13 protein-coding genes are annotated in these 13,465 nt (G+C 70.1%); 9 read left to right on the top strand and 4 right to left on the bottom strand.

What is annotated here, in order from left to right:
• Nucleotides 1-96 precede the first annotated feature (96 nt).
• The 3 genes from ABZ404_RS12965 to ABZ404_RS12955 are packed head-to-tail and all read right to left on the bottom strand — an operon-like array spanning nucleotide 97 to nucleotide 4,447.
• Nucleotides 97-681, bottom strand: a complete 585-nt coding sequence (locus ABZ404_RS12965) for a DUF6262 family protein (RefSeq protein WP_358830696.1) — start codon at nucleotides 679-681, stop codon at nucleotides 97-99.
• Nucleotides 678-3,275: a tyrosine-type recombinase/integrase gene (locus ABZ404_RS12960; RefSeq protein ID WP_358830695.1), complete on the bottom strand. Its 2,598-nt coding sequence runs from the start codon at nucleotides 3,273-3,275 to the stop codon at nucleotides 678-680. The genes ABZ404_RS12965 and ABZ404_RS12960 overlap by 4 nt, the downstream gene beginning before the upstream one ends.
• Nucleotides 3,272-4,447: a tyrosine-type recombinase/integrase gene (locus ABZ404_RS12955; RefSeq protein ID WP_358830694.1), complete on the bottom strand. Its 1,176-nt coding sequence runs from the start codon at nucleotides 4,445-4,447 to the stop codon at nucleotides 3,272-3,274. The genes ABZ404_RS12960 and ABZ404_RS12955 overlap by 4 nt, the downstream gene beginning before the upstream one ends.
• A 69-nt stretch (nucleotides 4,448-4,516) precedes the next feature.
• Here ABZ404_RS12955 and ABZ404_RS12950 point away from each other — a divergent pair, with 69 nt between their 5' ends.
• Both ABZ404_RS12950 and ABZ404_RS12945 read left to right on the top strand, forming a co-directional pair.
• Entirely contained in the window at nucleotides 4,517-4,975 is a 459-nt protein-coding gene (locus ABZ404_RS12950; RefSeq protein WP_358990375.1) for a hypothetical protein, read from the top strand.
• Nucleotides 4,975-5,520 carry a hypothetical protein gene (locus ABZ404_RS12945; RefSeq protein WP_358830692.1) on the top strand — a complete coding sequence of 182 codons (546 nt, stop codon included), beginning with the start codon at nucleotides 4,975-4,977 and terminating at the stop codon, nucleotides 5,518-5,520. Before ABZ404_RS12950 ends, ABZ404_RS12945 begins: the two co-directional genes overlap by 1 nt.
• Here the strand turns inward: ABZ404_RS12945 and ABZ404_RS12940 are convergent.
• On the bottom strand, nucleotides 5,469-5,861 hold the full coding sequence (locus ABZ404_RS12940; protein WP_358990372.1) for a hypothetical protein: 393 nt from the start codon (nucleotides 5,859-5,861) through the stop codon (nucleotides 5,469-5,471). The two genes, ABZ404_RS12945 and ABZ404_RS12940, sit on opposite strands and share 52 nt — an antisense overlap.
• A 131-nt stretch (nucleotides 5,862-5,992) precedes the next feature.
• Here ABZ404_RS12940 and ABZ404_RS12935 point away from each other — a divergent pair, with 131 nt between their 5' ends.
• The 7 genes from ABZ404_RS12935 to ABZ404_RS12905 all read left to right on the top strand — a co-directional run bounded on the left by ABZ404_RS12935 (nucleotide 5,993) and on the right by ABZ404_RS12905 (nucleotide 13,454).
• On the top strand, nucleotides 5,993-6,343 hold the full coding sequence (locus ABZ404_RS12935) for a hypothetical protein (RefSeq protein ID WP_358830690.1): 351 nt from the start codon (nucleotides 5,993-5,995) through the stop codon (nucleotides 6,341-6,343).
• A gap of 21 nt (nucleotides 6,344-6,364) precedes the next feature.
• Entirely contained in the window at nucleotides 6,365-7,375 is a 1,011-nt protein-coding gene (locus ABZ404_RS12930; RefSeq protein ID WP_358830689.1) for a hypothetical protein, read from the top strand.
• 158 nt (nucleotides 7,376-7,533) lie between these two features.
• Nucleotides 7,534-8,565 (top strand): hypothetical protein, encoded by a 1,032-nt coding sequence (locus tag ABZ404_RS12925; protein ID WP_358830688.1) that lies wholly within the window; start codon nucleotides 7,534-7,536, stop codon nucleotides 8,563-8,565.
• A gap of 42 nt (nucleotides 8,566-8,607) precedes the next feature.
• Nucleotides 8,608-9,849, top strand: coding sequence for an MFS transporter (locus ABZ404_RS12920; RefSeq protein WP_358830687.1), 1,242 nt, complete (start codon nucleotides 8,608-8,610; stop codon nucleotides 9,847-9,849).
• A gap of 259 nt (nucleotides 9,850-10,108) precedes the next feature.
• Entirely contained in the window at nucleotides 10,109-10,330 is a 222-nt protein-coding gene (locus tag ABZ404_RS12915) for a hypothetical protein (protein ID WP_358830686.1), read from the top strand.
• 194 nt (nucleotides 10,331-10,524) lie between these two features.
• The gene (locus tag ABZ404_RS12910; RefSeq protein ID WP_358830823.1) at nucleotides 10,525-11,667 is read left to right on the top strand and encodes an AAA family ATPase; all 1,143 of its coding nucleotides are present in this window, start codon (nucleotides 10,525-10,527) and stop codon (nucleotides 11,665-11,667) included.
• Nucleotides 11,664-13,454, top strand: coding sequence for a hypothetical protein (locus ABZ404_RS12905; protein WP_358830685.1), 1,791 nt, complete (start codon nucleotides 11,664-11,666; stop codon nucleotides 13,452-13,454). The genes ABZ404_RS12910 and ABZ404_RS12905 overlap by 4 nt, the downstream gene beginning before the upstream one ends.
• Nucleotides 13,455-13,465 lie beyond the last annotated feature (11 nt).

Genomic DNA, 13,465 nt, shown 5'->3' with positions numbered 1-13,465 from the left:
GCTCCCGTCGTCACATCTCCGGTGGTGGAGACACCTACGACGGTAAACCTGTACCTGGGTACCGGTTGCAAGCCCGGTAGTGAGGGCCGAGCGTCTCTAGGAGGGTGGGGCGGAGAGCTGCTCGGCAATCCGAGCTTCGAGGGCGGCGATTCGCTTGTCGGCGAACCGTGCGTTGTCCCGGGCAGCAGCAAGACGCTTGGTGAGGCGGTCACGTTCGGCCGTCAGGGCCCTGACTTCGCGTTGCAGGGCGACGTTGGCGCTGGTGATGCGCACGACATCGGCGTCGGTCCACTCTCCCTGCAGTTCAGTGATCTGGCCGAGGAGTTCGGCGATCCGCTCCCGCTGGTTGACGACCTCCGCGTTGGTGGTCCTGAGAGCCTCCTCGGTGTTGAGTGCGCGTTCACGCCAGGAAGCCACCACCACCTCGCGTTGCGTTTGATCCGTCTGCGCTCGCAGTCCGCGGGTCCGGAGGGCGGCCTCGGCAACGACGTTCCTGGCTTCGGTGTGTTCGTAAAGGAAGGTGCGCGAGACATCGGCCTGCCGGGCGACCGCGGCAACGGTGATCGGGCCGCCGCTCTTGGCGAGCAGGTCCACGACGCTCTTGATGCGGACGAGGCTGGCTTCGGTCTTCTGGCTCCGTGCTCGGAGAGCCTGGGCGGTGCGCTGTGATGAAGAGGTCATGCGGGTTCCTCGTACGAGTCGGTGTCATCGGGGTTGATGGCTGCGAGGTCACTGGCTTTGAAGGCGAGCGTCCACATGCGGTCGAAGTAGTCCTGGGGGCGCCTGAGGTCCAGGGCGAGGGCGTCCTCCAGCATGCCGAGGCCGGCCAGTGCCTTCTCCAGGCCGCTGATGGCGCGGGCGCTGGGTTCGAAGAGGCTGTGGAGGTAGTCGGCGATCTTGTCGTTCGGGGCGCGTTCGGCCAGCGAGGCCCACTGCTCGGCCTTGCGGCGCCAGTAGAGGAGATCGGCCCCGGACATCACGAACTGGTCGCAGTTGTGGCAGTCGAGGTTCCACGGGCAGGCGTCTCCGCGGACCACGGGCTGGTAGGTGCAGAACCCGCCCTCGGCCGGGGTGCTGCGGCGGCTGAGGTCGATCGCCATGGCCTGGGCTTCGGCCCGGGTCATGTGCTCGCCCGGGGCTGCGAGCAGCATGCCCGGCGCTGCGGAGCCTGGCCCGCTGACCCAGACGCGCTCGAGTGCGTCGTCGACCTCCGAGGAGGCGACCTTCGCGTAGTGCTCGGCCATCCGTACGGAGATCTGACCGAGGTACTGCTTGATGTGGTGGAGGCCGGCGCCGTTCTTCAGCAGGTTCGTGGCCAGCGTGTGGCGGGCCTGGTGTGGCACCCACGTTCCGATGTCCAGCGCCTCCAGCCAGTCCCGGAACGCGTTACCGAAAATGCTGTAGCTGATCGCGACCGTGCCGTCCGGGTTCTTCTGGGACGAGGGGAACAGGGCAAGGCTCTTGCGTTCCTTCGGCCGGGGCACGCGGCCGTAGAGGTCCTGAAAGCGACCGACGGTGAGCTCCTTGCGCCGCTCCAACTGCTCGTAGAGACGTTGCGGGATACGGATGGCCTCGTCGAGGTTGCCCACCTTCGTCTGGTCGTGCCAGAGGAAGGGGACCTTGCGGTGGATCGAGGTGCACTCCAGCCGAAGTTCGGTGATCTCCGAGGCCCTGCGGCCGGTGAACACCAGAGCCTCCCAGACGTCGCGATAGCCCATGTCGCTCGGATCGAAGCGGTCGGACAGCAGTTGCAGGTTCGACTCGTCGGCCAGGGCACGTGCCACCGGGTCGGGGAACGGGTTGCGGGTGCGGTCGGCCCGTGGCCCAGTCGGCAGGGCGATGATGAATTCACGCGGCAGGCCAAGGAGTTCGGCATCGCCGGAGTCCATGGCGTCGCGCAGGATGGACCGGGCCTCGTTGAAGGTCTGACGGCGGGTGTAGCCGGTGACCTTCATCGGCCGTCCGTCACGCCTGATCCCCAGCGACGGCAGCCCCTCACGCGCCCGCTTGTTCTGATCGGCCACGAAGCGCCGCATATGGTCCTCGGTGAGCACGGCGGGATCATGGCCGCCTCCGGGAGCGACGGCGCTCAGGAAGACTCCGAGCTCGACGCACGCCCGGCGCCCGCAGTCGATGTGCTGCGGGCTGCGGGGGCACTGCGGAGAGCGCAGGCGCCGGGTGACACGATCCCAGAGCAGGTCGCGCAGCCAGCGCTGCGGTACGTCGGTGAAGTCGAAGTGGCTGGTGCGACGCCGGTAGCGGATGCCATAGTGCTCGGTCTCCACGAACCCGGCCGCCTTGGCCTCCTGCGGAGTGACGTAGACGATCCTCAGTTCGTCCGCGGTCTCGCGCAGGATCCTCAGTTCGTGTTCGGCGAGCACCGCCGGATCGGCCAGGAGATCGAGCACGGATTGGACGCCGCGCAGCCGGGCCAGGTTCGCCACCGCCTGGATGTGCCACAGGGGCCAGGCAGAGCGCTGGGTCTTCTGAGCATGAGTCAGCAGCCCCCATCGGATCTCCGCCTGGACCAGAGGCGGCAGGCCAAGGAGATTGGTGGTGCCGGCACGCGAAGCGGGACGGGCCGTGCGGCACCAGTCTCGGAAGGTGTCGAGGTCGGTGCAGGCGATCTCGACAGGCTCTCGTCCGACGACCCGGTCGCCGCCCCATCCTTCCGGTCTCTGGGCTCCGCCGGGCCGTCCGTCATTGCGGTAGCGCTCGTCGTGGATGTAGCAAAGCCGCAGGGGGCTGTCCGCCCGGCCGACGCAGGAGGCGACCAGACAGTCGCCGTAGCCGGGCAGTGCTTCGGTCTGCAGTGCGACGAACTCGTCGTAGGTGCGGTCCATCTTCCTGAACAGGACCTTGTTCCACCGGCTGAAGTGGGTCAGGCACAGCCGCAGTCCGAGATGTCGGGACGGGCGCTCAGGGCAGAACCGGCAGTCCGGCGGCTCCATCAGCCGAAGGTCGAGGATCTTGGGCTGTGCTGTGCGCAGGAACTCCCGGCGTGTGGCGCCGGGCTCCTGCTTCGCGGCTCGCCACTCGGCCCGGTGCGGATGGCACAGATCGACGGTGTTGGTGCGGGTGTTGCGGCAGCCGTTGACCCGGCAGAACCAGCCGTAGACCGGGTGGTCGCCGGCCCAGCGCAGCACGGACTCGCTGTAGACCGGCTCGACACCCGGGGCCGCCAGGAGAGCCGTGAGGATCTCCAACCGATCCCGCCGGTCACGGCCCGACGTGCTGGCCAGCAGGCGCAGAGGGATGCGCCGCGTCTCGCTCACAGCAACTCACCCCACGTCGTCAGGAGGGCGCCATGAAACACCGGATCGTTCACGTCGACGTGGGCGTAGATCTCATCGACAACGGCAGTCGAGGCCCACCCGCCCGCGTCACGAACGATGGACAGGTTCCCCTCGGCCGCCTCCAGAACGGCGCTGGCCCAGGTATGCCGGAACATGTGCGGCTTGATCAGCCCTAGGCCCGCCCGGCGGCCGGCCCGCTTGAGCATCTTGCGAGCCCCCTCCGGGGCCCACGGCAGACCGCGCCCGGGACCGTGCTGCTGAACGAGCAGCATGCCGTGGGCTGCGCCGCGCGGGTACTCCTGGGTCAGGTAGTCGAAGTACGCATGGACCATGGCCGGGCTGACACGCTTGATCAGACCGCCGTGGATCACCCCGTCACGCAGCTCCCACTCCCACTTCGTCTTGGCGCGCGCCCCGTTGGCCAGCCCGTCCCGATGACAAACGTGGGCGTGCGGCCCCCGGCACTCCCCGCACGCGGCCTCCTCCCGCAGATGCAGGTCGCACAGGTGAAGGCCGCACATCTCGCCGGCACGGAACCCGCCGTCGCTCAGCCACTCCACCACCAACCGATCCCGCAAGGAGTTGACCTCATCCAGCAGCACCGCCCGAGCACCGTCCGGCAGCATCTTCTTGTGCCGGCGCCGCACCGACTTCGGCGCCAGCGGATTCGCCGGCATGCTCCGCTGCAGATGGCCGAGCAGCGACCGGTCCCGATCCCGCTGGGTCGGCATCCGGTGCAGCTTCAGCGCCCCCACCAGCTCGGTGTTGACGCCCGCCTCGGCCTGCTTCAGATAGAAGCCCTTCACACACGCGGCGGCTCCGCGCAGAGCGTCATTGCCATACGGCCTCTTGCCCACCCGCCACGGACGTCCGTAGGGCCCGGCGATCTTCGCTCCGATCGCACCCATGTAGCGTTCAAGATCGCCGTACCCGACGCCCTCCGGCGTCAGTCCTTCATGCTCCAGCCACCGAAGGTGATCGACCAGGAGGTAGGCGTACGTCCGGTCCGATCCCGTGCAGGCATAGCCGGACAGGTACAGGTCCGCCCCGCCGTGCACTCCTCGCAGCGAGTCGAAGATGGTGTACGCCTCACGACCATCGCGGTGCAGCACCGACTGCACCCTGAGTTGACCAACCGACAGCTTTCGCACCACAGTTCCTCCGAGCCGACCTGTTCACCAACATGGCGAACATCACGGCCGCGGTCGGCAAACGAGTACGTGACGCTCGCAGTCACTGGCTCGGCGAACATCCCGAACAGCCCTTGCCCCAGCCGGAAAACGGACGGCTCCACCACGATCTGGCGCTGCCCGACGCCACCCGGCGTGCACCGGCCCGGTGACGTGACCGGGTACTGGACCAGTCCCGAAGCCCAGATCCCGCTCGGCCAGACCATGCTCCTGGCCCGCACCGAACTGGTCGTTGCCGCCGGTGGGCATGGGGGGCTGCCCCAGGGTGAGGACTTCGTCATGGTCAACGGTGTCACCAACCTCGCACCGGGCGAGCTGCTGCCGCACGTCGTCTACTACTACCGACAGCATCCCGCCCAGATGACCGCCGGCGGCACCGCATTTCTTGAACTAGAGGGACCCTCCCGAGAGTTCGCGTTCCGGCACGGCCAGGCACTGCGCAGCGCGCTGAAACGTTCGCGCACCGACGGGCTGGAGTTGGCGGTCTGATGACTTCCGGCGTCACACAGGCGACCTTGGACCATCTCGCCCGGCGGCTCAACGACATCGCCGCACAACTTCCCACCTGCCATGCGGACGTGGACGCCGCGGCGCTCGCCGACGACATCGCCCTGCTCGCCCATCACCTCACCTACGCCAGCGAACGCGCACAGGACCGCTTCGCCGCCCCCGAGACGGTGCATCTACCCGAGCGCCACACTCTGGTGCGGCTCGGCGAGGCAATGACCGCCGTCACCCGCGCCATGGGCTACCTCACCGAAGCCCTCCACTGCGCCTCCACCGGCTTCTACTGCGAAGCCCTCCCTGGGGTGGAGACCTCGCACCTGCGAGGCGACTCCAAGGCGCTGCGGATCATCGCGGCCGAGAAGTGCAGCACGGCCCGAACCCAGTTGGTCGCCACTGCCGCACAGCTCCATACGGAGGCCGGCGGCAGAGCCCAACAGCCCCGGCTTGCCACGGTCGCGGTGGCCCCTGAGCCCGTTCAGCCCCCGCCCCTCGCGGTCACGGTTGCCGTATCGCGGCCTGCACGCTGACCCTCGCAGAAAGGATCCGCCTTCTGTCCGACCATTTCCACTTCGCCGTCCACCCTGAATACGGCTTCGTTGCCGCCTCCACGGCGGCGGTCACCGAGCACCTGGCCGAGTGGTTCCTGATCCGCGAGCAGTTCGAGCCCGTCCCCGACCTGCCGGGTCTGTACCGGATCACTCAACCGGAACAGGACGGCCGGCGCCGCACCCGCCAGGCCGTACAGGACCTGCGCCGCCACGGATTCAGTGTCCAGGCCGACTACTCGCTCGACCCCGCGATCACTCCCGAACCCGCCCACCCGTACGTCCGCAACGGGCTGATGGAGCGACGCCAGCGCATCGCCCACGCCGCGGCGGCCACCTCACCGCAACGCGCCCCCGCGCTGACCACCGCCCCTGCACGACCTCCGGCACAACCGGCCGCCCCGGCCATCAGCGGACGCCCCCATGGCCCCACTCCGGCACGGGGCCGGTGAACATGAGCACCGAGCCGATCCGCATCGCCCGAAAAAGCGGCGGCGAAGTCGAAGTCGAGGGCCCCGTTGACGAGTTCGCCGCCCGGATCCTCGACCGTGCGGGCTTCATCTTCCGCCCGACCCTGCGCGGCATGTGGATCCGGCTGCACTTCGACACCGGCCAGGATCACGAGAACGAGCAGGCCACCCATGCCGTCCAGATGCTCAGCGCGGCGGGCTACCAGGTCGATCTCGACCCGAACCTGCTCCCCGCCGCCGGACACCGCTCGCCGGTGAACTGGTGGCCGCCGCGCACGGCACCTTCGATGCCGGCGCCGCCTGCACCCGCCTCTGCGCATTCTCACCGACGTTGATCCCTCACGACACAAGGCACCATGACCCCATCCGCCGAGATCACGCTGTACCTCAGCGCCCACGACAAGATCATCGCCCTGGCGAGCGGGGCCAGTCGCAGGTGGGCGGAGACCGCACTGGACCTGGCCGGCTTCACCAGGAACCACGACCAGGTCCGCACCCTGCCACTGGCTGACCAGGCCGGGGCGCGTCAAGCACTCACGCATCTCCACCAAACCGCCCGCGACTGCCAGGTGAGCGTCGTCACCCACCCCCACCCCTATCTCGGCGACGTCGCCGAGGCCATCGTGGCGGCACTGCCCGGCCACTGGATGGCAGACGTCGAGCCCCTGCGCGAGGAACACGACAAGCACCACCTGCGGGAGTACTTGTGGGCGACCGACGCTATGAACCACTCCCTGGACAAGAACGGTCCGGGCTTCGCGGCAGTCCTTCGTGACGGCGGCGGCACCGAGCTGCTCCTGATCGAGCATCCCTCGGACGGCTCATACGCGGTCGGCGCCCTGGTCCCGAGCCCTGACTACGTCCGTGTGACGGCACCGGCCCCACGCAGCATCACCGCAGACGAAGCCTGGCTCGCCGCCGGGTTGATCCAGAGGCGCCTGCTGCCGGATTACGAGCGGGCCGTCCACCTCTCTCGGCTCGACGAAGCCGAGCACGACCTGCGCTGGGCCCAGGAACGCGAATCCGGGACGCACGACACCGTCGGGTTGGAGTCCGCGCTCTCCCGGTTCCGCACCCACGCCGTCGCCTTCATCGCCACCCTGCGCGCCACGCCGCTTCCGGTCGAGCAGGCCATCTTCCTCGACCGTATAGAGGACGGCCTGAGTCTCCAAGAACTGGATGACGCGGATCCCGAGGCCCTCGCCGACGCGAAGGCAGTGTGGCTCATCGACGGCAAGGAACTGATCGAGATGGCCCGCGCCGCCACACCCCCCGCGTCTGCCCGCCGGGCCACCCCCAAGTCGCCGCCCGCCGCCACGCTGCCCCCGCCGGCCATGGTCGCAACCGCCCCCGGCCCGCGCCGCTGACCCCTCTCCCGGAGCACCTGATTACTGCCCGACCCACCGAAACCCTCGGCACTGCCCTCTACGAACTGAGCCTCTTCTGCGGCCAGTTCACGCTGATCCACACGCGTTACGAGCGCGCTTGGGCCCACGCGGCCACAGCCGCGGACGCCTCGCAGACCATGGCAGCCATTGCACGCGGCCAGCGTCAGGAAGGCGTCGAGGCATTCGAGCGGCACATCCTGCCGCACGCGGAAACGCTGCTGGCCGCCGCGCGCAGCGCCGTGGACGCGATGCCGCCGGCCCGACACCATGCTGCCTGGCACGAGCTGATCGACGACCTGGTTCACGCCACAGGGCAGATCCACCGCATCCGGTCCGCGCCCACCGGCCAGCCCCACGCCGACGCTCCTAGCGTCCGTCACCTCCAGCAGTGGCCCTACGTCCTGGCCTGGGCCGAGCGCTCCTTCATCATCAGCGACCTTGCCGAACAGCACCGCCCCGCCGGCCCGCCGCTGACTGGTGAGGAGCAACAGCTCTGGACGGATATGGCGCAGGCGGCCTGGCGGCGCGGGGACTTGGATGCCGACGATGTGTGGTACAGCGCCGACAACGAGCTGATCACCGTGGCGCACCTCGTCGAGGACGGCGAGCCGACCGTGGTGGTGCTCGCCGGTGAACTCGGCAGCGAACAGATGCGGGTCCTTGGCCACTACGACACTGTGAACAAGGCGGTCCAGGCATCCCCGCCCGCAGTACCCGCGGGCATCCTGAACCGGGACTTCGCGCCCTTCGCACCCCAGCCTCCCGCAGCAGAGGTTTCGGTCGTGAAGCTGGTGCGGCAGGTCGACGAGGCACGGCACACCGGGGACGTCTCCATGGCGCTGCTCGACGCCGTCGACACCTCCGGCCGCTCCCGCGGCCCGCTGCCCCGCCTGACCGAACTCCTGGACCGGGCCGCATCGTTCGCCGACGCGCTGGAAACAAAGCAGGGGCAGCGCTCAGCCGCCCGCCTGTCCGTCCTCGCGCGGCAGCTCGACGCGCTGCGAGAGGAAATCGAGTCCGTGGCCGAGAGCCTGGGGGCCGGCGTTCTGCCACCCCACCGCACGCCCCACCCCCTGTTCCACCTCCCTCCCCCACCCCCTGCACCTACGCCCACACCGCCCGCAGGGCCTGCCGCACCCCCGCCCCCCGGCGCTGCCCGCCGTCGTTAGCGCCCCCACACCACCGGGGTGCCTCACCCCAGAAAGCACGCGTTGACCTCCACCACCGGCTCGGGCCCGCTGCTCGCGCAACGCCACGTCGCACGCCTGCTGTTCGGCACCCTGATCGGCCGCCTGCCAAGCGGTATGGCACCCGTCGCGATCCTCCTGCTCGTCACCGACCAGGGCGGCTCGCTGAAGACGGGCGGACTGCTGTGCGCGCTGTACGGACTGGTCTCCGCCGTCGGGCAGCCGGTCCTGGGCCGCATGGTCGACCGGCGTGGACAGAGTCTGGTCACCGGCACCGCGGTCCTGCTCACCACGATCTGCCTGCTCGCCCTGTCGATGGTTGAGGTCGCCGCCCGGCCGGGCACCGCGGCCGGTCTCGTCGCGGCCGCCGGGCTGAGCACCCCGCCGCTGGAGGCAGGACTGCGGGCCCTGTGGCCTGTGGTCCTGCCCGACGAGGCGCGGCGCCGGGCGGCGCTCGCGCTCGACACCGGCGCCCAGGGGCTGATCTACGTCACCGGACCCCCACTGGTCGCCGTGCTGTCCACGACGACCGGGCCGCGCACCGCGATGGTGGTGAGCGCCGCGCTGGGGCTGGTCGGTGCCACGGTGGTGCTGAGCGCCGCGCCTTCCCGCCACTGGCGCCCCGCCCCCAAAGCGCACCGCACCGGGACGCTCGGGCCCCTGGCCCACCCGGGGCTTCGGTGGTTGTTCGTCGCGGTGAGCGGCGTGGGTTTCGCCTTGGGCGCGATGAATGTGTGGGCCGTCTCGCTCGCCGACACCCTCGGCATGGATCTGCTGTCCGGATTGATCCCCGCCGCGCTGTCCACCGGCAGCCTCGTCGGCGGCTTCCTGTACGGGCGCCGGACCTGGCCGGGAACGCTTACCGGGCAACTCCTTACTTCGGCCCTCCTGTTCGCCGCCGGTTGGGCACCCCTGGTGGTGGCCGCCGGCCCTACCACGGCCGTCGCGCTGACCGCAGTGCCGGGACTGCTGCTGACCGCCGTGATCACATCGGCGTTCCTGACCGTGGACGCCCTCGCCCCTGCGGGCTCCACGACCGAGGGGTACGCCTGGCTGATCGCCGCGGTCGGCACCGGGCAGGCCGCCGGGACCGCTGTGGCTGGCGCGCTCGCCGAGCATCCTCACCTCGGTTCGGCCCTGCCCGCCGTCGGCGCCACGCTCACCATGTTTGTCCTGGTCGCCGCCCACCGCCACCTCGCGGTCCCGGGAGCCGCCGCCCGCCGCCGGGGCCGGCATCGCCGTGCTCCGGCGCACGCTGCCCGCTGAACGCCCTTTACCTAAAAGGAGATTCGTCTATGGCCGCTGTAGGTACACCCGGCTATCGGAACGTGCGGAAGGGCGAGTCAGGTCGCTGCGAGGCGTTGAAGCCCGCATGTCGGCAGGCATTTCCCATCGTTCGTGGTCCAGCCACGCACCGTTGTGTGCTGGAAGCTCCGGACCCCCCTCGCCTTCGCCAACACCCCACGGCTTTCCCGCCACCACCGATAGGAGATCCGCCTTGCCCGAAACACCAGCAGAGCCTTTCATGACGATCCGGCACGCCATCACCGGCGAGATCACCACCACCGGCTACAACGCCGCCGCCCGGCGGATCCTGCTCCAGGACGGCTTCGAAGAGACGCCAGGCTGCGCCTGCCGAGCGACGGAACCCGGTACGGAGCGGACGCACGGGCCTGCTCGGCAGCCAGCGAGCTGCTCGTCGCCGGCCACCCTGTGCCCCTGGACCGAGCCCACGGTCGGCTGGTGAGCGCCGACGGTACGCCCCGGTTGGCCCGGTCGCCGATGTCGGCACAGTCCGTGATCCGCTCCGAGAGCGGCCAGCCTCTCCAGCGCATCGCCAACCCCGTTCGCACCCGCACCTGTTGAAGGATTCTCGTTTTGACCACACCCGGAACGCCTACCGGTCCAGCGCGCACCAAGGGCGGCGAACTGCGGGCCAAGGTGGCCCGGCTGCTGGCCGACCGGCCGGCGGACACGCTCACCATCGGGGACATGGCCAGGCATCTGGGCCACTCCCACGGCGCCGTCCGCAACGCCGCCCTCACCCTGGTGCGACGCGGCGAGGCCGACCAAAATGGAACCGGACAACCGAAGTTCCGCGCGAACGCCAAAACCGCCGCAGCCGCGCAGACCGCTGTGATCAGCCCACCGGGCACCCACTCTCCCCGCGCCCAGGCGGCGACGGCCCGCACGGCCATTCCCGCAGCAGCCACTCCCAGGCAGACCGGCCCGATCCGCCGCGCGGGGGGCCAGATCTACCACCCCCGGGAGCTGGCCGATCTGCCCGACGTTGAGGCGTTGAACCGCTTGCGCGACGCCGACGTGCCGGTGCTGCTCTACGGCCCTCCGGGCACCGGCAAGACGAGTCTGGTCGAGGCGGCGTTCCCGGACCTGCTCACCGTCGCCGGTGACGGCGACACCACGGTCGGCGACTTGATCGGCGAGTACACACAGGACGACGCGGGAGCCTACGTCTTCCAGTACGGTCCGCTGGTCACCGCGATGACCGAGGGCCGCGCCCTGCTGATCGACGATGCCACCTTGATCTCACCGAAGGTCCTGGCGGCGCTGTATCCCGCGATGGACGGGCGCAGGCAGATCCAGGTCAAGGCCCACAAGGGCGAGACCATCAAGGCCGAGCCGGGCTTCTACGTGGTGGCGGGCCACAATCCCGGCGTCCACGGGGCGGTTTTGACGGAGGCGCTCGCGAGCCGGTTCAGCGTGCAGATCCAGATCGGCACGGACTATGACCTCGCGCTGGCGCTGAGGATCGATGCGCGGGTGGTCCGGGTCGCCCGGCACCTCTCGCGCCAGGTCGAACTCGGAGAGCTGGGCTGGGCCCCTCAGCTGCGAGAGTTGCTCAGCTACCAGAAGACCGAGGCCGTCCTCGGCACCAAAGCAGCCCTCGCGAACCTGGTCGGCATCGCCCCTCTGGAGGATCGCGACGCCGTCGCTGCCGCCGTCATCAAGGCTGTCGGCGTCAAGGAGGTCCGCCCCCTCACCCTTGGCAAGCAGCTTTCCGCCTCGGCCGTCCGGCAGCCCGCGGGCAGCACCGGCTCCGCGCACCGGGGACGGTCGCGATGAGCGCCCACCGCCACGTCCAGTCCAGGCCAGACGATGCTGCCGAGCTCGCGCGATGGGACGACGACGGCGCGCCGCCCGCGCAACCGCGTTCCTCCCCGGCCGCGTGGCTGCGCGTGGGAGCCGAACTCGGCGATCGGCTGGTCGCCCTTTCCGGCCGTCAGGACCTCCTCGTCACGTGCCGCCCCGGCACCCGCAGTGGTGCACCGGCCGCGTTCTTCCCCGCTCTGGGAGAGGTCGAGTTCGACGCCGGTCTGTTCGCCCCGCTTAAGCCTCACGAGATCCATCCGCGGATCGTGGGCGATGAGGAGCGGTATCCCGCCGCCTGGGGGGTGTTCGTCCACGAGGCCGCGCACGCGGCCCACTCCGTCTGGACGGAGCCTGCCGGAGCGGACCCCCGTGTCGTCGAGGCCGCGCTCCTGCTGGAGGAGAGCCGGGTCGAAGGCGCACACCTCATCGCGCGGCCCACGGACCGCAGGTACCTGCGCACCAGTGCCCGCACGCTGGTCATGCCCGACATCGCTCACCCCACCCTCCAGGGCATCGAGCACGCCGCCGGCGTGGCGGCCCTGATCCTCGGCCGCCGTGATGTCGGCATCCTGGACGCCGGCGAGACCCGGGCCGTCGCCGACCTGTGCGAAAAGGTGTTGGGCGCAAACCTGCTGGCCACACTCACCGGCATCTGGACCGCAGCTCACCAGTGCGCCGACCACGACGCCACGGCCATGCTCGCGCACGCTCAAGAATGGTGTGACGCTCTGGACGCCGCGGCCCCTGCCCTGCCCGTGCCGGAGAACCTCGCCGATCTGCTGTCCGGCGCGGTGGGGGTGGTCATGGACAACGCGGCAGCCGCCGACGCCGCCGACCTCGCGGCACAGGCCGCAGCGACCGCCGCCATGGCCACCCGGTCAAGGGCACAGGCCAACGACCGTGCCCAGCAGGCCAGTCGGCGACGCCAGGCCGCCGCCACCGCGAGGTCCGTCTTCAACTCCGGCGGCGGCACCGTCAACCCCGACGGCACACCCGCGCCCTACAGCAACCCTGTCACCGGCACCCGTCGGCCTACCGCCGCTGAGAAGAGTGCCGCAGCTCGCCTGAGCCGCGCGCTCCGGGCCGCGGCCTACCGCGAGCGGACAGAGGAGCGGACCACCAGCCCCACCCCGCCCGGCCGCCTCAACATGCGCGCGGCCCTCGCCCGCGACGCTCAGCGCGCGGCCGGGTCGGTCCCTACCGCGGAACCGTTCACCCACACCCGCCGCCGGAACTCCCCCACCCCACCGCTGCGTGTGGGTATAGCCGTCGACGTCTCCGGCTCCATGCGTGACGCCTGCGCGCCCGTCGCGTCCGCTGCCTGGATCGTGGCACGCGCAGCAGCCCTGACCGACCCCGACTCCCGCACCGCCACCATCGCCTACGACACGCATCTGACCGCGTTGACCCGACCCACCCACCGAGCACCGGAGCGCGTGACGACGTTCGGTGCCAACGGCAGCAGTCACAACCTCGGTGACGCCATCGACGCACTCGACCACGGCCTCGAACTCACCCGCCCCGGCGCCGGCCGCCTCCTCGTGATCGTCACCGACGCCATCTACACCCCCGACGAAACCGCTCAAGCCGTCACCCGCGTCAAGCAGCTCACGACCGCCGGCTGCGCCGTACTCCAGCTCACCCTCGCCCCGAGGTCTCTCCACTTGCCGGGGACCACCTTGTTGCACCTGCCCCGGCCCTCCAGCGCTCCCGCCGCCATCGCCACGGCGGCCACAGACGCCATCCGCAGGACACGTTGAAACGACCTAGA

The organism is Streptomyces sp. NPDC005878, from assembly GCF_040629815.1.
Lineage (GTDB): Bacteria > Actinomycetota > Actinomycetes > Streptomycetales > Streptomycetaceae > Streptomyces.
The sequence above is the reverse complement of the archived record's forward strand: the minus strand, read 5'-3'. Positions and strand labels throughout refer to the sequence as shown.